The organism is Paraburkholderia azotifigens (assembly GCF_007995085.1).
Classification (GTDB): domain Bacteria; phylum Pseudomonadota; class Gammaproteobacteria; order Burkholderiales; family Burkholderiaceae; genus Paraburkholderia; species Paraburkholderia azotifigens.
Genome location: NZ_VOQS01000003.1, coordinates 2,114,194 through 2,138,173, shown reverse-complemented (window position 1 = coordinate 2,138,173; position 23,980 = coordinate 2,114,194). Strand labels below are relative to the sequence as shown.

Sequence of the window (23,980 nt, the reverse complement as noted above, 5' to 3'; positions counted from 1 at the left end):
ATTCGAAGGAGCCTGTCATGTCGACATCCCCCTCTTCCGCCAACGGCGGCGCCAACGGCAAGACGGCCGTTCTGCAGGCGCGTGGACTCATCAAGCGTTACGGCCAGGTCACCGCGCTAGACGGCTGCGACTTCGAAGTGATGCCGGGCGAAATCATGGCCGTGATCGGCGACAACGGCGCGGGCAAGTCGTCGCTGATCAAGGCGCTTTCCGGCGCGCTCGTGCCCGATGAAGGCGAACTGCTGCTCGACGGCAAACAGGTCAAGTTCCGCAGCCCGCTCGACGCGCGCCAGCAAGGCATCGAAACCGTTTATCAGGATCTCGCCGTCGCGCCTGCCATGAGCATCGCGGAGAACCTGTTTCTGGCACGCGAACTCGTGAAGCCGGGCTGGCGCGGCAAGATCTTCAAGATGATCGACAAGCGCCGCATGCTCGAGGAAGCGACCAATGCAATGAAGGACTTGCAGATCGGCATCCGGTCGATGCGTCAGGCCGTCGAAACGTTGTCGGGCGGCCAGCGCCAGGGCGTGGCGGTAGCGCGCAGTGCGGCATTCGCGCGGCACGTGGTGATTCTCGACGAACCGACGGCGGCGCTCGGCGTGAAGGAAGGCAACATGGTGCTGGAACTGATTCGTCGCGTGCGCGACCGCGGCCTGCCCGTGATCCTGATCAGTCACAACATGCCGCACGTGTTCGAGATCGCGGACCGTATCCACATTCAGCGGCTTGGACGGCGCGCGGCGCTCGTGAACAAGAACGACATTCACATGTCGGATGCCGTCGCCATCATGACGGGCGCGAAACAGGCCGATGTACGGGCGATCGCCTGATGCATGAGCACGACTAGCCAGAAGACGTCGATGGATACGGGAACCCGTTCACCGCTCAAACGCACGGTCGGCTCGAACCAGGTCGGCATGCGGCAGTTCAACGAACGCATCGTGCTGCAGGCGATCCGTTTGCATGGACCCTTGCCGAAGGCCGACGTGGGACGTCTCACGCGTCTGTCGATGCAGACGGTGTCGATGATCGTCGAGCGGCTGATCGACGATGGCCTGCTCGAAAAGCAGGCGCGCGTACGCGGACGCATCGGGCAGCCTTCCGTTCCCATCGCGCTGCGTGCGGAAGGCGCCTATACGATTGGCGTGAAAGTCGGGCGGCGCAGCCTCGATGTGCTTGCCATGGATTTTCTTGGACGCGTGTGCTGCCGCGAAGTGCAGGAGTATGCGTATCCCGATCCGCGCACGCTGTTTTCTTCGCTCGACAGCAAGCTTGCACGTATCAACGATGCGCTTGGCGCGCGGCGCGAGAAGGTGGTCGGCGTGGGCGTCGCAGCGCCGCTGTGGCTGGGCGGCTGGCGCGATTTTCTCGGAGCGCCGCCTGAAGCACTCGATGCATGGAACGACATCGACATTCGCGCGCGCATTGCGTCGATGACGGGCTTGCCTGTCGAGTTCGCCAAAGACACGACGGCTGCCTGCGCAGCGGAACTCGTGATGGGCCAGGGGCGCGGCATCCACAATTTTCTGTATCTGTTCGTGGGCACGTTCATTGGCGGCGGGCTGGTGATCGACGGACGGCTGCACGGCGGTCCGCACGACAACGCCGGTGCTGTCGGCTCGATTCCCATCATGAGCGGCAACGCGCGGCAGCCTGCGCAACAGTTGCTGCATGCGGCGTCGGGCTTCGTGCTGGAGAAGCTGTTTGTCGATGCGGGCGCGCCGGCTACGGCCGCGCATGATCATCGGGCGTTGTCGGCTGATTTGTGGCGGATTACCGAGCAATGGCTCGATACTGCTTGCCCCGCGATTGCCGGGGCATTGACAAATGCGGCTGCTTTGCTGGATCTCGAGGCCGTCGTGATTGATGGTGAAGTTGATCGTCAACTTGTGAGGGAGATTATTCGGCGCACCGAGCGGGTGCTTGATAAGTTCGAATGGGAAGGGATTGTGCGGCCGCAGTTGCTGGAAGGGACGATTGGCGCCGATGCTCGAGCTATGGGTGGCGCTATTTTGCCGTTGTATGCGCACTTTGCGCCTGTGCATGAGCTTTTTTTGAAGCCTGCAGTCGAGTATTGAGGTTTTTGTCTGCGACGCAGTCGCCATTCTGGATTTTTTCTGTCTGCGACGCAGTCGCCGTTTTTGGTTTTTGCTTTTTGGTTTTTGGGTTCTTGGTTTTGATGGCATCCGCGATTTCGTATCGGTGCTGCAAGCGTTGCCCCTGTGCGGGGCGGCACTTACTTTCTTTGCCGCCGCAAAGAAAGTAAGGGAAGGTCTGAACAACCCGTTTTCTGCCTGGGATCTCTAACTGGCACGCGCGGAGTGGAATTCGCGTCCCCATTCACGCTGTGTTGAACCGATGCCGGTCGCATCTTGCGCATGGACGCTGCGCCTTTGGGGGCGTCTTCGCCCTTCATTTCGCTTTACCGAGCACCCCGCGAGCCAACCAGAGATTGATCAGCGCGAACTGCGTTTCGATCTGCGCCGTGTTCTTCGCCATGCCTCGATACCGCGCCTTCAGATAGCCGAACTGACATTTGAGCACCCGAAACGGGTGCTCAACCTTCGCCCGCACGCCCGCCTTGAGCCGCTCGACTTTCTCGTAGATTCTGTCGAGCCGCTTGCTTTTGTCCAGCTTTCTTCGCTTGCTCGGCCTCATCGCCACGTGCCACTGGACCGCCCCCGTTTCGCCTCGCTTCTCGATGCCCACGTAGCCCGCATCGGCAAACGCAACCTCCTCGTCGCCGTGCAACAGTTCATGCGCCACCGTGATGTCGTGAACATTTGCCGGCGTGCACTTGACGGTATGCACCAGCCCCGACTCCACATCGACTCCGATGTGCGCCTTCATACCGAAGTACCAGCTGCCGCCCTTTTGCGTCTGGCTCATCTCCGGGTCTCGCGTGCCAGCCTTCTTCGTCGAACTGGGTGCCGAAATCAGCGTTGCGTCGACCGCCGAGCCCGCCTTGAGCATCAGGCCCTTCGCCTGCAGGATCTCGTTGACCGTCGCCAGCATTCTGGCCGACAGCTCATGGGCCTCAAGCAGGTGCCGGAATCGCAGGATCGTGCTCTCGTCAGGCAGCCGCGTCATGCCCGTGCCCAGCAGCGCGAACTCCCGGTACAGCGGGATGTCGTGCAGCGCCTCCTCCATCGCCGGGTCCGAGAGGCTGAACCATTGTTGCATGAAGTGAATGCGAAGCATCGTCTGGATCGGAAAAGGCGGGCGGCCAGTCTTGCCTTTCGGATAGTGCGGTTCGATGAGCGCAATCAGCTTCTGCCACGGCACCACGCGCGTCATCTCATCGAGAAACTCGCGCTTGCGGGTGCGCTTCGTCGACAGATCCAGACCAAGACCAAGTTGTGTCATCACGCCACTCCATGAAGTCTCCTGATCCCAGGATAGTCCAAGCTCACGTCAATGCCAGGACTTTTGCAGAGATTCCTAAGCAAAGAAAGCGGGCTAACACCGCCAGCTCTAGTCATTGCCTGCGGGACCCCAACGGGTCCCGCACTCCAGACGGCATCGCACTGTCTCACGCGCGTTGCCAGCGTGCTAACTCACGCCTCACCCGCTTCACGCTCCCGCGTCACGGACTGCGTCACCAGGAAGTTCACGGCCGCCCAGGTGGCAAACGGTGTGTAGGGCGTCGCGACGGAAGTGCACCACTCCGGACTGAAAAGCGGAATCGGTGTCGTAGAAGCGCCAACGCGTAAGGTGCGACAGCCTACACACCGTTTGCCACCTGGGCGGCGCAGACGGTGCGCTGCCGCTGGCTGCGCTACGGGTGACTAGAGAGGGTGATGCGTCTGTTAAAGGCGCTGGCAACGCACATGAAATAGCGTGTTGCCGTGTGGAGTGCGGGACCCGTGGGGGGCCCGCAGGCAAACACAAGAATTGGCGGTGTGAGCGGCTTTCTTTTGCCTACTTTTCTTTGCCGCTGTGTACAGACTGGAGACATAGCTGACAGGTGTACAGGGACATGGTTGACACTTTCGGGCAATCAAACGCTCGAATTCCGACTATGCCCTGGGAAGTAAAAAACACCATGAATCTCCGCGAAGAATTCGTCAGCCTGGCCGCCACACAGGCTCTTTCATTCAGCGAACTGTGCCGGCGCTACCGGATCAGCCGCCAGACTGGTTACAAGTGGCTCGGTCGCCACAGGACCGAAGGCGCCGGCGGGTTGGCCGACCGTTCCCGCCGCCCGCACCACAGCCCCCTGCGCTCACCCGAACACATCGAAGCGCAGGTGCTGGAACTGCGCCGCGTGCATGGCTGGGGCGGACGCAAGATCGAACGGCGCCTGAGGGATCTGGGCAAGACAGAGGTGCCCGCGCCCGCCACGATCACCGAGATCCTGCGGCGCCACGGGCTCATCGACGAGCAGGCGTCGCGCCAGCGCCAGCACTGGCAGCGCTTCGAGCACGAGCATCCGAATCTGCTGTGGCAGATGGACTTCAAGGGTGACGTCCAGACTCTGACGTGCGGGCGCTGCATGCCGCTGACGGTCATCGACGATCACTCGCGCTATAACATCGTACTGAGCGCCTGCTCGCGCACCACCACGCAGGTCGTGCAGGCCGCGCTTGAGCGCGCGTTCCGCTGCTACGGGCTGCCTGCGCGCATCAATACCGACAACGGTGCGCCGTGGGGCTCGCCCAGCGCGCCGGGGCAACTCACCGAGCTCGCGGTCTGGCTGATCCGGCTGGGCATCCAGGTGAGCTACAGCCGGCCGTACCATCCGCAGACCAATGGCAAGGACGAACGGTTTCACCGCACCTTGAAGGCCGAAGTGCTGGACCGGCAGGCCTTCAGCACGCACGAGCACATGCAGCAGGCACTGGATCGCTGGCGGCATGTGTACAACGTCGAACGTCCGCACGAGGCACTGGGGATGGCCACGCCCATCACACGCTATGCGTGCAGCCTGCGCACGATGCCCGACCGGCTGCCTGAGCCCGACTACGACTCCCGTGATGAAGTCTTGCGGGTCAATGCAAGCGGCGTGGTGCGCCTGCGTGGTCAAAGACTGAAGCTCTCAATCGCGCTCAAGGGGCTGCAGGTGGCAGCCCGTCCGAGCGAGAACGAAGACGGGGTGATCGAGCTGTGGTTCACCCATCAGCGGGTCGCAAGACTTGACCTGAAGGCACCCAAACCCTGACCATCAGGTGTCAACGATGTCCCCGTACATGTGTCAACCATGTCTCCAGTCTGTACACAGCGGCAAAGAAAAGTAGGTGCCGCCCCGCACAGGGGCGACGCAAGAAGCACAGATACGAATTCGCGGATGCCAGCAAAAAACAAAAGCAAAAACAAAAGCAAAAGCAAAAGCAAAAGCAAGGCTACGCAGCAGCCTTCACAGAAGCAACACCATCATCCAGTTCACCGCCCAACGCATCGACAACACCATCGAGCAACTTGACGAGTTCCCCGTCATCAAAGTGAAATCAGAATCAAACTGTTCATCATCATTCTGCGCGGTGGGATCACCCGCCTCTTTTATGACATCGAGCGCAGTGACGCGCTTGATCGTCAACGAAGGCGTCAGCACGAACGAAACGCGATCGTTCCAGGTCATGGCAAGCCGCATGCACTGCTTACCCGCCTCGATATGCCGACGCATATCGTCGGCCTCGAGCGCATGCCCGACGTACCGCACGGTCGCATTCCCTTCCGCCGGCGAGCGCAACTCCGTATCCTGATCCAGCGTGAAATTGACAGGGCCTTCGCCAGCAAGCAGCCAGTTAGTCATTGCGGCAACAGGCGCCTGCGCGACGCGCAAACCAAAAATCGGCAGACGGTCGACGGATTTGACCAGCAACCCAAGCACGTCGTCGCCCAGCGCCTGCGACGCAGCATCGATCACCAGCCAGCCGTTGACGGTATCGATCCACACGCGCGTGTCGCGCTGGATGCTGAACGCGCGCGGCAGCAGTTCATCGGTGACCTGCTCTTTCAGGTCGCGCATCTGCTTGCGGCCAGGCTTGAAGCCCTGCTGCTCTTCGAGTTCCTGCGCGCGTGCCCTGGTTACCTGCGTGACGACAGACGCGGGCAGCAGCTTCTTCTCCGCGCGATACGTCAGCAGCATCTGCTTGTTGATGGAATAGACGAGCGAGCCGTCATTGCGCGGCGACGTCCAGCCCTGCCGCTGCGTCTCGACGCTGTTGGCAGGCTGGAACGCGTGCGGCGCGAGCCACTTTTCCATTTGCTCGGCGCTCACTTTCCACGGAGCGGGAAGACGGTGAAGCTGTAGATTCTTGAACCACATGGCGAGAACGGGCAAAGCGCGTCATTCTATATGACGACGGCGAAGCCGCGGATTTTCGTTTCCACTGCCCCGCCATCATGACGCGCTCACTCCAGTCAAACTCAGCTCGCAATCCCCGCTTGAACCTTCGCCGCGACATCCGCAGGCACCCACGTCTTCCACATCTCAGGGTGCGTGCGCAGGAACTGCGCGGCCATCGTCGGCGCGTCCAGTTTCTTGACGCTCATATCGAGAATCGTCGCGTTCAGGAAGTCCATCGGAAATCTGACCTTCGAGAACATCGTCATCAGTTGCGGCTCTGCGTTGTAGAAGGGCGTCGACGTGCCGACCGTCACGTGCGACACCCTGTACGACGACGCGCACTGCTGCGTGCTGCTCTCGTTACGCAACGTCTGCCAGCATGCCTCGTTATACGCAGGCATCTTCAGCTCGGTCAGCCTGTACTTCGCCATCAGTGCCGCCGGTCCCCAGTAGTAGAACAGGATCGGCGCGCCGCGCGTGTACGCCGACGCGATCGCGGCATCGAGCGCCGCGCCCGTGCCGGGACGGAAGTTCGTGTACGAGTCGTCGAGCCTGAGCACCTTCAGCAGCCGCGTATTCACGCGCTCGCAGTCCCAGCCGCTCGGGCAGTTAAGAAAGCGGCCCTTGTTCGGCTCTTCGTCGTCGCTGAAGACGTTCTTGTACTTCGGCAGATCCGCCACCGATGCCAGCCCCGGCGCCGACGCCTTGATGCCGCGCGCGGGATCACCCTTCACCACGTAGTCCGGCACGAACCAGCCCTCTTTCGTACCGCCCGGCAGCGTATCGCCGACCAGCTTCACGCTGCCCGATTCGACTGCCTTCGCGGTGATCTCGCTGCGGCCCGTCCATTGCTCGGCCCAGATCTGCACGTCGTTGTGCGCGAGCGCCGTTTCCGTCGCGGCCGTGCTGCCCGGCACGACGTCCGTCTTGCAGCCGTAGCCTTTCTCCAGAATCTGCCGCAGCACTTCTGTCGCGAACGCGCCGCTCTCCCACGTAATGCCCGCGAAGTGCACGGTCTTGCCCGCGCTGCACCAGCTTCCGGGTTTGGCGGCGGTGCTGTCGGCGGCATGCGCATTGCCCGCCGCGAAAAGGGTCGCGGCAGTCGTAGCGGCGGCCAGCACGGCCGCGCGCATCTTGATGGATCGCATCATCGAATGTCTCCTGTGCGAAGGTCTCGAATCTTGTTGTGATCGGTCACGCGGTTTGCGCGACCCGCCACGCCATCGCAGGATGCGTGACATGGCATCGCGATTGTGCGGTCCGTTTTTTTCGTCGATGAAGCGATGTTTTTGATGCCGGGTATGAGTCCCGCTCAATATCGGGTTTCTACCGTGGGGGTTTGCGCGAAGGCGATTGCGCGCTTCGGCTGGTTCAGCGCGGCGGATAGCAGAAGCCGTAGTCCTCGCAACCCGGACAGCCCGGCGCGGGGGCAGGCGCGCGGCCTTCGGCAAGCGCCAGTTCGCGCGCGAGAAATTTCTTCCAGCGCATGCCGTCCGTGTTGCGCGCGACAAGCCGCGGATAGTGGCGCGTGAGGATCGCCGTGACGTCGTCGCGTCCATCGAGGCCGAGATCGCGCCACAAATGATCGGGACGCAGGCATGCTGTTGCAAGGATCGTCGCGAGGCATTGCGCATCGAGGTCCGCCGCTGCGAGCGAAGACTCGTGTTGCAGCAGCGTCGCGCGCATTGCATCGACAAACGCCTGATGCTCGCTCGCGGCGATACGTTCAGGCACGGCGTGCCGCAGCGCGGCGTGCGGAAATTGACGTGAGAGCATCGCGTCGAGCGCACCGCGCGTCAAGCCGAGATGCAGCAGTTGACCGCCCGCGAGCTTCGCGCCGATCAGGCGCGCGAACATCACGGTATCGGCGGCGTCGCGATGCAGCGCCTGATCGAGCAGGCGCACGACTTCCGCATCACGTTTGTCGCTCGAACCGGTTGTCATGACAAAGCCTCCGTTTGCGTCGCTAAGCCGCACCAAACTTCTTCCGATACGCGCCCGGACTCGTCAGCGCAATGCGCCTGAAGTGCCGGCGCAACGACTCTTCGGACCCGAAGCCCGCCATTTCCGCGACGCGCGACATCGGCAGGCCGGCGGGCGATTCGAGCAGATCCCGCGCAATCGCCACGCGCTCGCGAATCAGCCATTCATAGGGCGCCATTCCCGTCGCATCGCGGAACTGCCGCTGCAGCGTGCGCGGACTCATCGCCGCCTGCCCGGCCAGCGACGCCAGCGTGTGCTCGCGCGCGGGATTCGCGCGCACGTAGTCCATCAGACGCGCAAGCCGGCCGCTGTCGTCCTGCGGCATCGGACGCGGCACGAACTGCGCCTGGCCGCCCTCGCGATGCGGCGGCACGACGAGCCGCTGCGCGACGCGATTCGCAATCGCACTGCCGTAGTCGCGCCGCACGAGATGCAGCAGCATGTCGAGCCCCGCCGCCGATCCCGCCGACGTGATCACCTGCCCTTCATCGACATAGAGCGCATCGGGTTTCACACGCAGTTGCGGATAGCGCTGCTGCAACTTGTCGGCGTAACGCCAGTGCGTCGTGACCGTCTTGCCGTCGAGCACGCCTGCTGCCGCGAGCACGAACACGCCCGAGCAGATCGAGCAGACGCGCGCGCCGCGCTCGACAGCCGCGCGGATCTTCTTCAGCAGCGGCTCGGGCGGACACTCGTCGGGATCGCGCCAGCCGGGCACGACGATTGTCGACGCCCGGTCGAGCATCCTGAGCGTGTACGGCGCCGCCACGCTGATGCCGCCTGCCGCGCGAATCGGACCGGGCTCGACGGCGCACACGGCAAAGCGATACCACTCGACGCCGAGTTCCGGGCGTTCGAGCGCAAACAGTTCGGTCACGCAACCGAATTCGAAGGTGCACAGGCGGTCGTAGACGAGCGCCGCGACGAGATGATCTTGCATGGCGCGATATTACCGGAGACGGGCGATTGCGCCACGGCCCGATACCGATGCCTCCGGCGGCTCTACCCAGCGCCGGGGCATTAAACGCTTTCGGAGGTTGCGAGCGGGAAGCCTTCGTCGACCCATCCCGTCACGCCTCCGATCATGACCTTCACGGGGCGGCCAAGCTGCGCGAGTCGAATCGCACCACGCGTCGCGCCGTTGCAATGCGGACCCGCGCAATACGTCACGAACAGGGTATCAGGCGGATAGTCAGCCAGTTTCGATGCGACGATCTTCCCATGCGGCAGGTTGATGGCACCCGGCACATGGCCTTCGGCGAACATCGCCGGACTGCGTACGTCGAGCAACACGAAATCGATTGCGTCGGGGCCTTGGGCATAGGCGGCGTGAACATCGGCACAATCGGTTTCGAAGGCTAACGACGCCGTGAAATGCGCCAGAGCAGCGGCGCTCCCGGCTGCGGCGACTGCGGTGACTGCGGTGACTGCGGTGACGACTGACATCTGTGATCTCCCCGGACATTGCGATGGAAGTGATTATCCCGTTCGATCGCGGCAGACAACAGTGGCGCAAACGACGACTCCCGGTAACATCACGCCATCGACCTTTATGTGTCGGCCGGCAATCCTCGGCGTGCAGATGCCGCGAACATGTCATCGGTCTGAACGACGGCGCCTGCCGCCGTCGCAAGTCTCCGTGCCTCGTCGAGGTCGTGCTGCCCTATTGCGAACGCGATGTACTCGTCAGATCCCGCGTCGAGATGCAGCCCGGCTTCGGATGCCTCTGGCGCTGCTGGCGAGCGCTCTTCTCGACTGTAGCCGAACAAACGATTGAAAATTCTAAACATGGGCTCGGGCTGCGCATGCTATGTGTGCGCATAGAAACGGTTTGAGTGCCGAAAATAAGAACCCCGAAAGCTGCTCACGTCACCCTCAAATCCGGGTTCTGCGCGCCACGCCAGATCTGGCATAACTGGCGTCCAACTTCATGCAACGAGTTATGTCTGCTATAAATGCGACGCAACCAGGCGGCATCGCTCAACCCTTCGGTCACAGTGCTCCTGATCATCTCCAGGCCCTCCTCCGCGCCCAGAGACCGTGCATGATCGGCGACCATCTTCAGCGTGGCCAGAATCTGGTTTCGTATCGTATCGCGCTCGCCCGTTTCAGGATTCACGCAGGTTCCGTCCAGCCCGAACCGGCAGGCCATGAAGCGGTTCGTCCGATAGACCTCGTAATCCCGCTCACTGAGGCGCAGCGGTTTGTCCATCAGCAGATAACGCGAAAGCGATTGAATATACGCCGCGATGGCAGCCGCCCACTCGATGCGCAGCGGCGTATCCATCACGCGTACTTCGATCGTGCCGTACCCCGGACTCGGACGTATGTCCCAGTAGAAGTCCTTCAGGCTTTTGACGAGACCTGTGTTACTCATCCGCTCGAAGTACTGCTCCAGCTCCGACCACTTCGTCACGAAAGGCGCGTGCCCGGATAAAGGAAACGGAGCAACCGAATTCAGCCGCGCGCACTGAAACTGCGTATCGCTCGCCTGAACATAGGGTGAGGAAGCGGCCAGTGCGATGAAATGCGGCACGTAGCGCGAAAGCGAATGCAACAGCACGAGCGCCGAATCCGGATCCGGGCAACCCACGTGCACGTGCTGGCCAAATATCGTGAACTGCTGGTAAATCGCGCCATACAGTTTCATCAGGTATTCCGAGCGCTCACGACCATCGGAACGCTGGTCGTACCAGTTCTGGAAGAAGTTGGTGCCGCCGCCACACACGCCGACATTCAGAAAATCGGCCGCGCCCACCAGCGTATCGCGAAGCACCTGCAATTCACCGCGTGCCTGCTGGAAATCCCCGCACACCCCTGTCGCTAACTCGATCATGCCCTCGGTCGTCTCGGGTTTGATCGCGCCGACGAAGTCGTGCTCTTTCACGCCACTCAGCAATTCCGTTGCCGCCTTCGTCAGGTTGTAGTCGTGCGTATTGACGATCTGAATCTCGAGTTCGACGCCAATCGTGAACGCATCTGATGAAGCGAATGGATCGAGCATACCTTGTCCTGTTTGCCGCACCGGTCGGAATAGAGTTGTTATAGAACCTGCCGATGGACATTACAAACAGCGAACGCGTCGCTCAATACGCGCACAGCGGTCGTGCATAACCGACTCTGCGTTCGGGGGATTGCCGAAAAACCATGCGGAACCGCCTCCTCGCCGTCGTGCAGCTGCCCGTTATATACAGCAGGGATCTATGAGCCTATGCCCGCCCCAGGCAAACCGCGACACGGTCGTCTCGCTTCCAGCCACACAACGCGCGGCAACAGCTGCACACAACCCGCCAGTACTATTCGACGCGACGCCGCGTCGAAATCGCCGACGCCGTCGAAATGACCAGGTCGGCAAAACGCCGCTCGTCGCGGTCGGCGTGCCATCGCGATCTCGCCACCGCGATATTCACTGCGCCGATGCCCCGTCCGTGCGCATTGGTAATAGCGGCCGCCGTCGAAATATCGCTGACGAAGTACTCGTCTTCCGTGTGCGCGTAGCCCTGCTTCCGGATCTGCGCGATGCGGTCTTTGATCTTGCGCGGCTGGTACACGGTCGACGGCGTATACGGCACGAGATTCGTACGCGACAGGATGTCGTCGATCTCTGCGTCGGGCAGCGTCGCCAGGATGGCGAGCCCAGGCGCAGTGCAGTATGCGGGCAGACGCGAGCCCGTAATCACGTGGGCGTTGAACACGTTGCGGCTCACGATCCGCAGCACGAACACGATGTCGGTGTCGTCGAGCACGGTGAGATTGGTGGCCTCCTCCGTCTCCGAGCCGAGTTGCTGGAGATAAGGTGTCGCGCGGCTCACGAGTTCGTTGGACGTCAGGTAATGGTAGGTGAAGTCCAGCAGCTTGGGCGACAGTTCGTACTTGCGGCTGTCGGCATCCTTGAAGAGGTAGCCGAGCGCCGCGAGCGTGAACGTGAAGCGCTGCGTCGCGCTCAGGTCGAAACCCGTGATCGAGGCAATCTCGGACAGCGACAACTGACGCTTGCTGCCGTCGAACGCGGTGAGCACTTTCATCGCCTTTTCGACGGATTGCACGTACAGCGAAGAGGCACTCGGATCCGCCGCCTCGGCCTGCGGCTTCGTCGCTGGGCTCTTGCGCTTGCGCGGAACTTTAGGCGCGTCGGTCATCACATGTTCATCTTGTCGATTGTTGGCGAATTATCGCATGACCCTAAAGCAGTATCGAATCGCGATATCACGCCCGCGTCTTGTCCATGCGATCCCAGGCATCGTCGGCGCTGCGCGACAGCAGATGCTTTTTGATGCGCTCGCTCGCCGTCAGCTCGAAGCTGTCCACCGCACGGTAATAGCGCGGCAACTGGAAACTCGCGAGCCGCTCGCGCGCCCACGCGTGCATGGTCTCCCAGTCCACGGGTTCGCCCTTGAACTGCACGTTGAGCAGAATGTCCTGCTCGCCGATAGCCGATGCCACGCCGATCGCCGCGCTGGCGTGAATGGCCGGATGCTCCGCGAAAATGCGCTCGATCTCCCACGCCGATACGTTCTCGCCGCGAACCCGCATGCTGTCCGTCTGCCGGCCGATGAAGAAGAAATCGCCGTCGGCATCGCGCCGCGCGCGGTCGCCCGTATGCAACCTGCCGTTGCGCAATGCGGCTCGGGTGGCGTCGGGATTCTTCAGGTACGTCGGCAGAAACGTGCCATCCACCTTGCTCGACAACACGATCTCGCCCGCGTCGCCGTCCTTCACGTCAAAAATAAGGTGCAAGCGGGTTTACGCGGAAGAAGTGCAGCTCGGCGAAAGAAAGGCGTACGCGCGCGACGCGTATGTGTCGCGCGGTCGGGAAAAATCGGGGATGTCGAATGGCACGTGCGCGAACGCGCACGCGCGACACCTACAATTCAGGCGTAGGGGAATGACGGACTGTAGACGCGAAGAATTCGCCCCACTCGAAGTCCATCTGGTCGGGGAACATCGGCGCGACGCCCGCGCCCGGAGTAAAGGTCAACTCTCCAAAATATATGTCGTCGTCGGGAACATACAGATCGACCCGAACATAGTCGAAACCTTCGGAGAGCGCGGCGGCTGCCTCGAGCAGCGCGGCCAGGTTGGCAGGCGGGGGGGCCGGAACCGCACTACGAACATATTCGCCAATCGCCAGGTCCAGGTGGTTCCAGTCCACGTCATAGATATTGCCGCGCGTGTCCGGCCCGAATCGATCGCTAATGTGCTGGATGTACATCCGCGGCCGTTCCGAATTGCGACGGAAGCAATGCACCTTATAGTCGGCAGGAATGTTTCCGCTCCTGTCGAGCAACAGCGATTCGAAGAACAGACGCGGCGCGATATGCTTGTAGTGACGCTCACGCGCGTTTCTGTAGAAGTTCGTCAACAGCCACCGGGAAGCAAGGTGTTGCAATGCCTCGAAGCTGACTTCGGATTTATCGTGCACGAGCTTGACGAACGAGCTTCCGTGATTGGCCTTCATGACAAACGAGTCCGGAAGACCATCGAACACCGCAGGCGTGAATTCCGCGGGCGCGGAAATCAGCGGCACGAGAAACGCTTGCCCCAGCACGCCGCGTACATAGTCGCGCACTGCGAGCTTGTCGCTCAAGCGTGCATATCGCGGGTCAGGCGCGAGGCTTCTTTTGAGAATGTGTTCGTTGTAAGTACGCGGTCGAAAGAGATTCGGAAAACGCCCTATTTCCTTTCGATGCAAAAGCGAAAGGAAAAAAATGTCCGGAAGCAGCGCCTTGACTTCATCCCTGAGCCGCCTCCTGAAAACGGGATTCCCGGCCGCCTGCAAGTGGCCGCTTTCGACCTTGTCAGGACGACCCGGTTTGCTGCCAAACGACCCTCTCGAAGCGTTCATAAAGCGGTTATCGGTGAGCGTATGCATCGGTGCGAACGAGATTCAGATATCGAATCTGAACCCAGCGTCCGTCACACGCCGAGCATACCAACCGCCGCTGTGCACACGGCTATTGTTGGCGCGGCGTCGAGAGTTTTTGGCCACAAACGCAGATTGCCGATCCTGTTTGTAATGAGAATGCGTTGGCTGAGGCCGCGCCGGCCTTCTTGGCTATCTCAGCCGGGTTGAAGGTGCTGGCACTCCGTTTGGAACCAGTAGTCGACGAGATGCTGTGCCGCTTGCAGATCATCCGGATAGTACGGGTCATACCACGGTGACGGGTCGTAGCCCGCTTTTCGTAGTGCCGCGAGTTCGCTCTGGTGTTGCGCCATCGTCGGGGGCGCGTTTGTCCTGAGCGCAGCCAGATCGCGGCACTCTGCCGGAGTGAGGTGCGGACCAGCATACGGCATGCCGCGGGTGGCGCAGCCGGCGAGCAAAATTACAAAAGCAGGAAGTATTGAAGCGATTCTTGACGCGTTTCTCATGGTACGTGTCCTTCCCTGCAAAATCTAACAAGGGTTTAAGGTCTTTCAGTTTCGACGAAATTCGCCGTTATAAGATCCTGCAACATCGTGCAGCGTCAGCGCAGTATCACATCGGATAATGAGTAAGCCACCGCCCGTCTTCCGATAACGAACAGCATGCTTGTCGCCCTCAGTCGCCACAGGATCACTATTTATGCTCGCGAACGGCATTGCCTATAGCCGATTCGATGCCGCCGGGCTGCCACCGCGGCAGCAGCTCCTGGCTTATTGGGAGCAGCTTGGTCATATCATCGAAATAGTGCCTTCGCGTGAGCAGGTCCGACAGCCGTTTATCTGCGTCAACGACCGCTACGATATCGGCGAATTCCGTATGAGCGACACCTATACGGACCAGGTCGTCATCGAGCGCACCATCGCCCGCATTTCGCGCGATACCGCACGCGGCATCGGCTTTACCATTTTCCTGGATGATCAATCTCACTCGGCAATGACGCACGCCACGAGGCGTGAGTACATCGTGTCGGGGGGCAGCGTATTTGCCACGGATCTCGATCAACCCATACGTCTGCTGCGTCACGCATGCCGGTACATCACGCTCGTCGTGCCCCGCGACCGGCTGGCGCACATATTCGCCGACCCGGGAGCAATACACGGCCGCATGCTCGACCCGAACAGGCCAGGCACGCGACTTATCGTCCATCGTGCCCGGACGCTGGTCGAGAACTTCCGGCACATGCTGTTCGAGGACGCTCGTCGCGGTGTCGCCGATCTCGTTCAACTGATCGCGGATGCATTCGGGGAAGAAGCGGGTTTGAGTGGCAGCACGCGAGCCGTTTACCGCGCGCTCATGTTCGAAAGCGCACGACGCCATGTGCGCGCCAACCTGCAGGAGGGCGGACTCTCGCCCGAGAGCGTCATCGAATCGCTGGGGCTTCCGCGCAGCACGATCTATCGGCTGTTCGAGCATGAAGGCGGCCTTGGCGCTTACATCCGTCATCTTCGCTTGCGCGCCGCCGCAGACGATCTCATTCGATTTCCGCAAGTCCCAGTCAAAGACATTGGCTATTCAGTCGGCTTCAAAAGCGCATCCGACTTTACGCGTGCGTTCCGACGCGCCTATGAGATCACACCGCAGGAAATGCGTCTTAACGATTACCAATATCTTCATCCTGAGCGAAGATAACCGGCCATATCGAATGGCAAACCGCTGGCGGCGAGTTCGCGGATAACTCACTTCTATTCGCAAAATCGCCGCCATCGAATCACATTTCAGTGCCCGCTATCCGGGCTGCATTGAGGCAGGTGGCCGCAATTGGCCCATCCCGGGTGAGTCAAACTACCACTCGTGCCCGTGCCCCCGGCCACACCGCCATATCCGGACGTGCCCGGAGAGGTATTCGAATTCGAGCCTGGGGAGGCACTCGTAGAGACCGATGCCGATTGCGCGTCCTGCTGTCCGGACGTGTCTTGTGTCTGCGCGACGCTCGCCAGGGAAACGGCACCCAGAAGCGTTGCAGACAGGAGAAACATTGTCTTCATGGCCAACTCCTTCAAGAGAAAATCCGACTTCGGTTCTTGCTGCCGGTATGACGCTGGGAATGGGCGAAGAGGCCGGCGTCGCGTCACGAAATACGTGGCCGGCGATTCCGCCTGGTGTGGAAACGCGGTTGCGGGAGCATCGTTTTTTGACTTCGCCCTTCTATCGGCGCAAGCGAAGAAAACGTAACGCGGTGAGTCCGCGCTTGGCGTCCAAGGAGACAGAAGCACCTAAAGAACCGCCAGTGGGCCAGTAAGCCCGGTGCGTAAAAGGAGAGCGCACGTCTTAACCATAGACGGCTCTCAGGGAAGAGAATCTAAGCCTTCCGTCATAGGGCGATAACTCTGTGCACTTGTCGGAAGCCAACGCAAACGCCGCATACGGTCCAGCCCCGAATGGCACGGAGCAATCCGGCAAATGAGCCCGGATGCGTTTCCGCCCTCGATCCGCGCCGATATGGTTAGCGGTCCCCACCCGACGATCGCAATGAAGTAGCAGGCCCTGCTCTCGCCACACATCAATGTGCGGCTCTATCCGTCGTCAGCGCCCTACCCGCCGCCAATCCTCGCGCGACCAATCCGCCGCATCGGAACATTACCGGATCTAAATTACGCGAATATCCGGCCGATACACTATTCGTCGGCTATTGCGCGAGCCCGCATTGCAATGACGCAACGCGCGGCACGATCCACTCCCTGCTCCAAATGCAGGAAGCAAGCGCCTGAACAGAAGTGCAACAACAACCCTGAGTGATACCGTTGAACGGCGTGCAATCGTCTGCGGAATACCTCACAGGCAATTACACGCCGATAAAATGCTTCAAAAAACCTGAAAGCGGCTTCAAAGATGCTTCAATAAATTTTGAATGCCCCCTTTAAAAAATTGCTCAACATTTGAATAATGCTGCCGATAACCAGTTGAGGGACTTTCCTTTCGCGACGGAACTGACATGCAGAGCACTTACAATCTGGGTCTGGTTGTCGTGTCGCTCGCCGTCGCAACACTAGCTTCATTCACGGCGCTCGACCTGGCCGGACGTATTTCGACAATGGCATCGGCACGCCTGCGCCACCTCTGGCTCGCAGGCGGCGCAGCGGCAATGGGCACGGGCGTCTGGTCGATGCACTTCATCGGCATGCTTGCCTTCTCGCTGCCGATTCCCCTCGGCTACGACTTCGCGATCACCGGCTACTCGCTCGGCATCGCGATGATCGTGTCGTACTTCGCGCTCTTCCAGGTGGCGCGTCCAAAGCTCTCCATTCAGCGTCTCGTCACGGGCGGCGTGCTGATGGGCTTCGGCATCGCCGGCATGCACTACACGGGCATGGCCGCGATGCAAATGGAGCCGGGCATTCGGTATCGGCCGGGACTCTTCGTCGCTTCTATCGCGATTGCGATTGCGGCTTCGATGGCCGCGCTGTGGATCGCGCACACGCTGCGCGACTCGAACCAGCATCGCGTGCTGCTCAAACGCATCGGCGCAGCGTGCGTAATGGGACTCGCGATCACGGGCATGCACTACACGGGCATGGCGGCTGCCGATTTCCTGCCCGGCTCGGTGTGCGGCGCGGCGCGCGGCGTCAACGCGCAATGGCTCGCGACGACCATCGTCCTGTTCACCTTTGCGATTCTGATCGTCACGCTGATCCTGTCGCGCTTCGATGCGCGCACGACCTTCCTCACCGGTTCCGTATCGCTGCTGAACAACCAGATCGTGCGCCTCGCCACCTACGACACGCTCACCGATCTGCCGAACCGCCTCACGCTGACGGAGCGCATCGAGCGCGCGATTCACGCGTCGAAGCTCGACGGCCGGGGCTTCTCGATCCTGTTCATGGATCTCGACGGCTTCAAGACGATCAACGATTCGCTCGGCCACGCATTCGGCGACGAAGTCCTGAAGTCGTTCTCGCACAGCCTGCGCCAATGCGTGCGCAACGTCGATACCGTCGCGCGGCTCGGCGGCGACGAGTTCGTCGTGCTGGCCGAAAATCTCGGCGCGCCGCAAGACGCCGAGAAGATGGCGGAAGCCGTGCTCGAAAGAATGCGCAAGGGCATCGAGACGCAAAGCCAGACGTTGCAGGTCATGCCGAGCATCGGCATTGCGCTGTATCCGCAGGACGGCCACTCCGTCGACGAACTGCTCAAGCACGCCGACGCCGCGATGTACGAAGCGAAGCGCGGCGGCCGCAGCACCTACCGCTTCTTCGAAGCGCACATGAACGAAGCCGCGATGCGCACGCTCAAGATCCAGAGCGCGCTGCATGAAGCGCTCAGCAAGCACTATTTCTCGCTGCACTTCCAGCCGAAGTTCCGCGGCGACAGCGGCGAGGTGGCAGGCGCGGAAGCGCTGATCCGCCTGAATCACCCGGAGATCGGCGTGCTCGCGCCGATGGACTTCATCCCGATCGCGGAACGCTCGGGGCAGATCGTGCAGATCGGCTATTGGGTCGTGCGCGAGACGTGCCGGCAGATCCGCCGCTGGGAAGCGTCGGGATTGCCGACGATGAAAGTCGCGATCAATCTGTCGCCGCGTCAGATGACGCAGCCCGATCTCGTCGCGAAGACGCTGGAGATCGTGCACACGGAAGGCGTCGATTGCAGCCAGATCATGTTCGAGATCACCGAAACGGTCGCGATGCAGGACGCCGCGAAGACGACGGAAATGATCCGCGAGTTCCAGAACAGCGGCTTCGAGATTTCGATCGACGACTTCGGCACCGGCTATTCGAGCCTCGCCTATCTGCAGCGCTTCCGCGTGAAGCAGCTGAAGATCGACCGCTTCTTCACGAGCGGGCTCGATGCCGACGGTCACGAAGGCAGCGCGATCGTGCAGGCGATCATCGCGCTCGCGCACTCGCTGGAAATGGACGTGGTCGCGGAAGGCGTCGAAACGGCCTCGCAACTCGACAAGCTCAAGGACCTGCAATGCGACGAAATGCAGGGCTTCCTGCTCGGCAGGCCGCTCACGGCCGACGCGTTCAGCGAACTGCTTCAGGAACGCATGACGGCCGTCTGACGACGGCGCGCGCGGGCTGTCAGCACTCGTCGCCCGTCGCGTCGGGGCTTTGCAGCGTGAATACGGCAGGCTCGATATGCGGACTCGCGACAGCGGGCAACACGTCGCGGCGCGTCAGCTTGCCGTCCACCGACGCGCCCACATCCATCCGCAACTGCTGGTAGTAGATATTGCCCGTGATATGGGCGCTCTCCTGCAACTCGACGAAGTGATCGGCGATCACGTCGCCCGTGATCCGGCCGTTGACGATCACGTCGTAACCGTACACGTTGCCCGTGATCGAGCCGCGATCGCTCAGCACCAGCAGCGTCTCGCATCCCGGCTTGCCCGTGACGTTGCCTTTCACGTGGCCGTCCATGCGCAGGCCGTCGCTGAACTCGAGGTCGCCGGTGATGTGCACATCATGTGCAATGAGCGTCGCCAGCTTGTTCTGGGAAACGCCGGGTGACTTCTTCTTGCTGAACATAGTCGGTATCGAGTGAAGTTGAAACACGCCGCGCGCCTCAGCGGCGCGAACGGCTTTGCCCCTGGAGAAACAGCACTTGCGCCTGAAGCTGGCGCACTTCGGCCGTGAGCGCGTCGGCGGAGCGCTGCACGCTGGCGCGTGAAGCCCCTTCCTGCTTCAGCGCGAGCTGCGCGCGCGCCAGCGCATCGTCGGCGCCGTCGTTTGCGGAGGAAGCGACGCACGGCATGGCCGCCGACGGAGCGCGCACCGTATAGACGTGCATCGCGGCCGCGCCCGCCGCTGCACATCCGAGGCAAACGGACACCCACGTCGCGATGCGCGCCGCGCGCGAACGCACGGGCCGCAGCGCATACGCGCATTGCGTGACGGCCCGCGCGCTCTGGCGGCCCGGGCGAAGAAAATCAGCCATGCGATGGCCCCATGAAAAGTGCGAGATAGTCGGTGGGATCGACGGGCGCGCTGTTGACGAGCACTTCGAAGTGCAGGTGCGGCCCAGTCGAGCGGCCCGTCGAGCCGACATCGGCGATATGCTGGCGCGGCAGCACGAGATCGCCTTCCTGCACGACGATCTTCGATGCGTGCCCGTAGCGCGTGATCAGGCCGTTGCCGTGATCGATCTCGACGGCATTGCCGTAGCCGCCCTGCGGTCCCGCGTGAATCACGCGGCCGCCCGCCGCGGCCAGAATCGGCGTGCCCGTCATCGCGACGAGATCGACGCCCGGATGAAAGCTCAGGTGACGCGTGAACGGGTCGATGCGATTGCCGAACGGCGAGCCGAAGCGCGCGCCGTCGACGGGCATGCGGCCCGGGAACGACTCCCAGTTCGCGACGTGCAGCGTGACTTCCTGCTCGAGCACCGACAGTGTCGCGACGAGGCAGGCGATCTGTTCGTGAACCGAGGCGGCATCGCGCGCAGGGTGGGCGGCGGTTTCGCCGCAGCGCCGCGGCGGCAGTGACGGGCCGCCTTCGGCGTCGTCCGCGGCGGCGTCGCTGGCGTTGCCGGTTGGCTTGTCGGCCGCCTTGTCTTTGGGCTTGTCGGTCTTGATGGCCGGCTGGTCTGCGGGTTCGTGCTTTTCATCGGCCGCAGGCCGCGCGCGCAGTCTCACCGACAGTCCGGGCGCGACCGTTTTCTGCGCCGCGCCCTCGATCACATCGTCGCTTGCGTCGTCGCCGAGCATATCGCTCGCGGGCAGCACGGGCGGCGCGAACACGGGGCGCGGCAAGGTCTTGATCGTCTTCAGCCGCGTTTCGAAGTCATGCAGCGTCGCAACCTGCGAAGCAAGCCGCGTCAGACGCGGATCCATCTGCTCGACGGCCGCACTCAGCTTGCCGAGTTCGGCGATCGTGTAGTCACGCCTGACGCGGCTGTCGCCGCCCTCGCCCGCCGCGTCGAGCTTCGGATGATCGCGGCCGATCACGATGCCCGCCGTCAACGCCAGCGCCGCGCTGCCGCACGCGGCGAGCAAGGCGACCGTGAGCGCGGCGCGCCGCGTGACGAAGCGCACCGAGCCGTTCGTCAGATTCTTGCCGGTGCCCCAGATCCGCGACATCAGCAGCCGCCTTTCGTCGCGGTATTGCCATGCGGCCGCGCGCGGCCGCGGAGTACTGCCAATGTCTGCGTGCGCCCAGCGGACGACACAATGTAACGATGAACCAGCATACGCAGGATGACGAATCGATCTCGTAGATGTCGGAAAACGGTGGCGCGCATTATCACGCCGCGCGCCAGACCCGCATCTCAAATTGGAACGGATCGGATTCGTCGCAGGCGCTTCACATCGCGAGCAATGCCTGCAAACGCGCGCGCAAGGTTTCGCTCGCTTGCGTCATCGGCGCGCGCAGGTCGCCTGCCATGACGCGTTGCGCCGCGAGCGCCGCCTTCACGGGCGCGGGATTCGACTCGGATGTCAGCGCGCGGATCAGCGGCACGAGCGAGTGAAACAGCGCGCGCCCCTCGTCGAGCCGCCCTGCCTTCAGCGCACGATCGAGCGCGACGAAACGCTCCGGCCAGATATGCGCGGACGCAGCGATCGCGCCGCTGCCGCCCATGCAGAGCGTGTCGAAGATGCGGATGTCGTCGCCCGCGAGCACCTGCAGCCGGCCGTCGAGGATCAACGCGTGCGTGGTGTCGGGCGAACCCGCGCAATCCTTGATCGCCTGAATGCGCGGATGCGCGGCGAGCGACAACAGCGTGTCCAGTTCGATGCGGATGCCCGTGCGCGCCGGAATGTCGTACAGGACGACGGGATGCTCGCTGGCGTCGGCGAGCATCGCGAAGTGATCGGCGATCCCGGCTTGCGAAGGCCGCACGTAGTACGGCGCGGAAATCAGCACGCCCGCGAGCGGCAGCGCGTTCAGGCGCAACACGCGCTCGCGCATGCTTCGCGCGTGGTTGCCCGAAAGGCCGACGATCACGGGCAGCGCGCCCCCTGACGCCTCGAGCGTGGTCGCCAGCACGGCTTCCTGTTCGGCGGCATCGAGCGATGACGGCTCGCCCGTCGTGCCGAGCGCGACGAGTCCCGCGACGCCCGCATCGGCATACAGCTTGACGAGGCGACGCAAGGCGGCGTGATCGACGGCGCCATCGGCGGAAAACGGCGTGACGAGCGGAATCCAGATACCCGAAAAATTGAACATGACTTTCCTCGAACGCGACCGTATAGGAACCGTTCAGCGGCGAGGAAGCAGTATCGGGAGCGGGAGTTTCGAGAACCGGGCTGGATAAGACTGTTCCGTCGCACATCTGACGGAACAGCAGCTCCGGTCAGATGAGCAACTGTTTTTTGGCTTTGGAAGCGGCGCGTGCCTGCACGGCCAGCGAGTGCCAGCCGGTTTCCACACTCAGAAGGAGCATCGAGCCGTTTTCCATGCCGGGCAGTGTAACCGGAAACGACCCCTTTTGAGACAAACTCCGCACGTCGAGAATTGACGAGCGAAATTCCTTGACTTCCTCGCACGGCGAATTAATATACGCAACGCGTATATCAACCGATTCACCCGACGAAAATGAGGCAAGCCCATGAGCGTCCCGCAACAAGCCTTTCTCCGTGACGCGATGCGGCGTCTGAACCTCACCCGCGACGGCTTCGCGACGCGCATCGGCGTGTCGAAGCGCGCGCTCGACACATGGCTGCTGCCCGACGATTCGCAGGAATCGCGCGCGATGCCCGAAATCGTCGAGCGCTTCGTGTCGGAGATCGTCGTCAACGGCGCTCCTGCAGAAAAACATACGCAACGCGTAGATTCCCAGTCGCTCGCCAGCCAGATGCTGTTCGAGGGCAAGCAGCAGCTGCTGTCAGTCGATCAGTTCTCGCGCGACGCCGTCGAAGCGCTGTTCCGCGTCGCCGACATCATGCAGCCCATCGCGCGCCGCCGGAAGATCTCGCGCGTGCTCGAAGGCGCGGTGCTCGGCAACCTGTTCTTCGAAGCCAGCACGCGGACCCGCGTGAGCTTCGGCGCGGCGTTCTGCCGCCTGGGCGGCTCGGTGTGCGACACGACGGGCTTCACATTTTCGTCGATGGCCAAGGGCGAGTCGATCTACGATACGAGCCGCGTGATGTCGGGCTATGTCGACGCGCTCGTGATCCGCCATCCGGAACAGGGCTCGGTGGCCGAGTTTGCGCGCGCGACCAACATTCCCGTGATCAACGGCGGCGACGGCCCCGGCGAGCACCCGAGCCAGGCGCTGCTCGACCTGTACACGATCCAGCGCGAGTTCTCGCGTCTCGGCAAGATCGTCGACGGCGCGCATATCGCACTGGTCGGCGACCTGAAGTACGGGCGCACCGTGCATTCGCTCGTCAAGCTGCTCGCGCTGTATCGCGGCATCAAGTTCACGCTCATTTCGCCGCCGTCGCTCGAAATGCCCGCGTACATCGTCGAGCAGATTTCGCGTAACGGCCACGTGGTCGAGCAGACCAACGATCTCGCCAACGGTCTGCGCGGCGCGGACGTCGTCTACGCGACGCGCATCCAGAAGGAGCGCTTCGCCGACGAATCGTTCGAAGGCTACACGCCCGACTTCCAGATCAACCAGGCGCTCGTCGATACCGTGTGCGGCGCGGACACGCTGATCATGCACCCGCTGCCGCGCGACAGCCGTCCCGGCGCAAACGACCTGAGCACCGACCTGAACCACGATTCGCGCCTCGCGATCTTCCGCCAGACGGACAACGGCATTCCTGTGCGAATGGCGATCTTCGCGGTGCTGCTCGGCGTCGAAAAGCTGGTTCAGCACTCGATGCGCGATGCCGCGTGGCGCCCGCCCGCGTATCTCGGACCGGACGATGCTGTGTTCCACGGCATCGACTGACAGGC

General features: G+C 62.2%; 20 protein-coding genes and 2 pseudogenes. 6 read left to right on the top strand and 16 right to left on the bottom strand.

The annotated features are described in order from the left end of the window. Positions 1–17: 17 nt before the first annotated feature. Both FRZ40_RS26810 and FRZ40_RS26805 read left to right on the top strand, forming a co-directional pair. Positions 18–830, top strand: coding sequence for an ATP-binding cassette domain-containing protein (locus tag FRZ40_RS26810; RefSeq protein ID WP_147236141.1), 813 nt, complete (start codon positions 18–20; stop codon positions 828–830). A 30-nt stretch (positions 831–860) separates the two neighbouring features. Next, complete coding sequence (locus FRZ40_RS26805) at positions 861–2,078, top strand: ROK family transcriptional regulator (protein ID WP_147236803.1); 1,218 nt, start codon at positions 861–863, stop codon at positions 2,076–2,078. A gap of 334 nt (positions 2,079–2,412) precedes the next feature. On the opposite strand, the gene FRZ40_RS26800 is transcribed toward FRZ40_RS26805, so the two are convergent. Next, complete coding sequence (locus tag FRZ40_RS26800; RefSeq protein ID WP_147233004.1) at positions 2,413–3,366, bottom strand: IS5 family transposase; 954 nt, start codon at positions 3,364–3,366, stop codon at positions 2,413–2,415. Between the two features lie 655 nt (positions 3,367–4,021). Between FRZ40_RS26800 and FRZ40_RS26795 the strand changes: the two genes are divergently transcribed. Further along, positions 4,022–5,161, top strand: coding sequence for an IS481 family transposase (locus FRZ40_RS26795; RefSeq protein ID WP_147236802.1), 1,140 nt, complete (start codon positions 4,022–4,024; stop codon positions 5,159–5,161). Between the two features lie 181 nt (positions 5,162–5,342). Here the strand turns inward: FRZ40_RS26795 and FRZ40_RS26790 are convergent. The 10 genes and pseudogenes from FRZ40_RS26790 to FRZ40_RS26745 all read right to left on the bottom strand — a co-directional run bounded on the left by FRZ40_RS26790 (position 5,343) and on the right by FRZ40_RS26745 (position 14,641). Beyond that, positions 5,343–6,268, bottom strand: a pseudogene (locus tag FRZ40_RS26790) (recombination-associated protein RdgC). A 101-nt stretch (positions 6,269–6,369) separates the two neighbouring features. Next, a complete protein-coding gene (locus FRZ40_RS26785; protein ID WP_147236140.1) occupies positions 6,370–7,440 on the bottom strand; it encodes an ABC transporter substrate-binding protein in 1,071 nt (356 codons plus the stop codon). 220 nt (positions 7,441–7,660) lie between these two features. Continuing rightward, positions 7,661–8,233 carry a nitrogen fixation protein NifQ gene (locus FRZ40_RS26780; protein WP_147236139.1) on the bottom strand — a complete coding sequence of 191 codons (573 nt, stop codon included), beginning with the start codon at positions 8,231–8,233 and terminating at the stop codon, positions 7,661–7,663. Between the two features lie 22 nt (positions 8,234–8,255). Further along, a complete protein-coding gene (gene ftrA, locus FRZ40_RS26775) occupies positions 8,256–9,212 on the bottom strand; it encodes a transcriptional regulator FtrA (RefSeq protein ID WP_147236138.1) in 957 nt (318 codons plus the stop codon). A gap of 80 nt (positions 9,213–9,292) precedes the next feature. After that, a complete protein-coding gene (locus tag FRZ40_RS26770; RefSeq protein WP_147236137.1) occupies positions 9,293–9,718 on the bottom strand; it encodes a rhodanese-like domain-containing protein in 426 nt (141 codons plus the stop codon). 418 nt (positions 9,719–10,136) lie between these two features. Further along, positions 10,137–11,276, bottom strand: coding sequence for a YbdK family carboxylate-amine ligase (locus tag FRZ40_RS26765; RefSeq protein ID WP_147236136.1), 1,140 nt, complete (start codon positions 11,274–11,276; stop codon positions 10,137–10,139). Positions 11,277–11,568: 292 nt separating this feature from the next. After that, positions 11,569–12,411, bottom strand: coding sequence for an IclR family transcriptional regulator (locus tag FRZ40_RS26760; RefSeq protein ID WP_147236135.1), 843 nt, complete (start codon positions 12,409–12,411; stop codon positions 11,569–11,571). Positions 12,412–12,478: 67 nt separating this feature from the next. Beyond that, positions 12,479–12,991, bottom strand: a pseudogene (locus FRZ40_RS26755) (AMP-binding enzyme); the annotation flags it as partial. Between the two features lie 145 nt (positions 12,992–13,136). Further along, a complete protein-coding gene (locus tag FRZ40_RS26750) occupies positions 13,137–14,144 on the bottom strand; it encodes an ATP-grasp fold amidoligase family protein (RefSeq protein ID WP_240057289.1) in 1,008 nt (335 codons plus the stop codon). Between the two features lie 188 nt (positions 14,145–14,332). Further along, on the bottom strand, positions 14,333–14,641 hold the full coding sequence (locus FRZ40_RS26745) for a DUF4148 domain-containing protein (RefSeq protein ID WP_028366388.1): 309 nt from the start codon (positions 14,639–14,641) through the stop codon (positions 14,333–14,335). Positions 14,642–14,834: 193 nt separating this feature from the next. Here FRZ40_RS26745 and FRZ40_RS26740 point away from each other — a divergent pair, with 193 nt between their 5' ends. Both FRZ40_RS26740 and FRZ40_RS26725 read left to right on the top strand, forming a co-directional pair. Beyond that, positions 14,835–15,824 (top strand): helix-turn-helix domain-containing protein, encoded by a 990-nt coding sequence (locus tag FRZ40_RS26740; protein WP_051446343.1) that lies wholly within the window; start codon positions 14,835–14,837, stop codon positions 15,822–15,824. A 1,303-nt stretch (positions 15,825–17,127) separates the two neighbouring features. Continuing rightward, entirely contained in the window at positions 17,128–19,197 is a 2,070-nt protein-coding gene (locus FRZ40_RS26725) for a putative bifunctional diguanylate cyclase/phosphodiesterase (RefSeq protein WP_147236133.1), read from the top strand. Positions 19,198–19,216: 19 nt separating this feature from the next. Here FRZ40_RS26725 and FRZ40_RS26720 read toward each other — a convergent pair whose 3' ends face one another. From FRZ40_RS26720 to FRZ40_RS26700, 5 genes are all read right to left on the bottom strand, one after another. Further along, the gene (locus tag FRZ40_RS26720) at positions 19,217–19,663 is read right to left on the bottom strand and encodes a bactofilin family protein (RefSeq protein WP_028366390.1); all 447 of its coding nucleotides are present in this window, start codon (positions 19,661–19,663) and stop codon (positions 19,217–19,219) included. 37 nt (positions 19,664–19,700) lie between these two features. Next, positions 19,701–20,072, bottom strand: a complete 372-nt coding sequence (locus FRZ40_RS26715; RefSeq protein WP_147236132.1) for a hypothetical protein — start codon at positions 20,070–20,072, stop codon at positions 19,701–19,703. Then, complete coding sequence (locus FRZ40_RS26710) at positions 20,065–21,213, bottom strand: M23 family metallopeptidase (RefSeq protein WP_147236131.1); 1,149 nt, start codon at positions 21,211–21,213, stop codon at positions 20,065–20,067. Before FRZ40_RS26710 ends, FRZ40_RS26715 begins: the two co-directional genes overlap by 8 nt. A 223-nt stretch (positions 21,214–21,436) precedes the next feature. Further along, positions 21,437–22,300, bottom strand: coding sequence for a 4-hydroxy-tetrahydrodipicolinate synthase (gene dapA / locus FRZ40_RS26705; RefSeq protein ID WP_147236130.1), 864 nt, complete (start codon positions 22,298–22,300; stop codon positions 21,437–21,439). 127 nt (positions 22,301–22,427) lie between these two features. After that, positions 22,428–22,700: a hypothetical protein gene (locus FRZ40_RS26700; protein ID WP_147236129.1), complete on the bottom strand. Its 273-nt coding sequence runs from the start codon at positions 22,698–22,700 to the stop codon at positions 22,428–22,430. Here FRZ40_RS26700 and FRZ40_RS26695 point away from each other — a divergent pair. Next, entirely contained in the window at positions 22,683–23,975 is a 1,293-nt protein-coding gene (locus FRZ40_RS26695; RefSeq protein ID WP_028366394.1) for an aspartate carbamoyltransferase, read from the top strand. The two genes, FRZ40_RS26700 and FRZ40_RS26695, sit on opposite strands and share 18 nt — an antisense overlap. Positions 23,976–23,980: the final 5 nt, after the last annotated feature.

Coding starts and splice junctions, on each gene's coding strand:
- FRZ40_RS26770 (WP_147236137.1), bottom strand. CDS start 9,718: ATGTCAGTCGTCACCGCAGTCACCGCAGTCACCGCAGTCGCCGCAGCC.
- FRZ40_RS26785 (WP_147236140.1), bottom strand. CDS start 7,440: ATGATGCGATCCATCAAGATGCGCGCGGCCGTGCTGGCCGCCGCTACG.
- FRZ40_RS26780 (WP_147236139.1), bottom strand. CDS start 8,233: ATGACAACCGGTTCGAGCGACAAACGTGATGCGGAAGTCGTGCGCCTG.
- FRZ40_RS26745 (WP_028366388.1), bottom strand. CDS start 14,641: ATGAGAAACGCGTCAAGAATCGCTTCAATACTTCCTGCTTTTGTAATT.
- FRZ40_RS26765 (WP_147236136.1), bottom strand. CDS start 11,276: ATGCTCGATCCATTCGCTTCATCAGATGCGTTCACGATTGGCGTCGAA.
- FRZ40_RS26800 (WP_147233004.1), bottom strand. CDS start 3,366: ATGACACAACTTGGTCTTGGTCTGGATCTGTCGACGAAGCGCACCCGC.
- FRZ40_RS26795 (WP_147236802.1), top strand. CDS start 4,022: ATGCCCTGGGAAGTAAAAAACACCATGAATCTCCGCGAAGAATTCGTC.
- FRZ40_RS26810 (WP_147236141.1), top strand. CDS start 18: ATGTCGACATCCCCCTCTTCCGCCAACGGCGGCGCCAACGGCAAGACG.
- FRZ40_RS26710 (WP_147236131.1), bottom strand. CDS start 21,213: ATGTCGCGGATCTGGGGCACCGGCAAGAATCTGACGAACGGCTCGGTG.
- FRZ40_RS26725 (WP_147236133.1), top strand. CDS start 17,128: ATGCAGAGCACTTACAATCTGGGTCTGGTTGTCGTGTCGCTCGCCGTC.
- dapA (WP_147236130.1), bottom strand. CDS start 22,300: ATGTTCAATTTTTCGGGTATCTGGATTCCGCTCGTCACGCCGTTTTCC.
- FRZ40_RS26760 (WP_147236135.1), bottom strand. CDS start 12,411: ATGACCGACGCGCCTAAAGTTCCGCGCAAGCGCAAGAGCCCAGCGACG.
- FRZ40_RS26715 (WP_147236132.1), bottom strand. CDS start 20,072: ATGGCTGATTTTCTTCGCCCGGGCCGCCAGAGCGCGCGGGCCGTCACG.
- FRZ40_RS26720 (WP_028366390.1), bottom strand. CDS start 19,663: ATGTTCAGCAAGAAGAAGTCACCCGGCGTTTCCCAGAACAAGCTGGCG.
- FRZ40_RS26805 (WP_147236803.1), top strand. CDS start 861: ATGGATACGGGAACCCGTTCACCGCTCAAACGCACGGTCGGCTCGAAC.
- ftrA (WP_147236138.1), bottom strand. CDS start 9,212: ATGCAAGATCATCTCGTCGCGGCGCTCGTCTACGACCGCCTGTGCACC.
- FRZ40_RS26695 (WP_028366394.1), top strand. CDS start 22,683: ATGAGCGTCCCGCAACAAGCCTTTCTCCGTGACGCGATGCGGCGTCTG.
- FRZ40_RS26750 (WP_240057289.1), bottom strand. CDS start 14,144: ATGCATACGCTCACCGATAACCGCTTTATGAACGCTTCGAGAGGGTCG.
- FRZ40_RS26740 (WP_051446343.1), top strand. CDS start 14,835: ATGCTCGCGAACGGCATTGCCTATAGCCGATTCGATGCCGCCGGGCTG.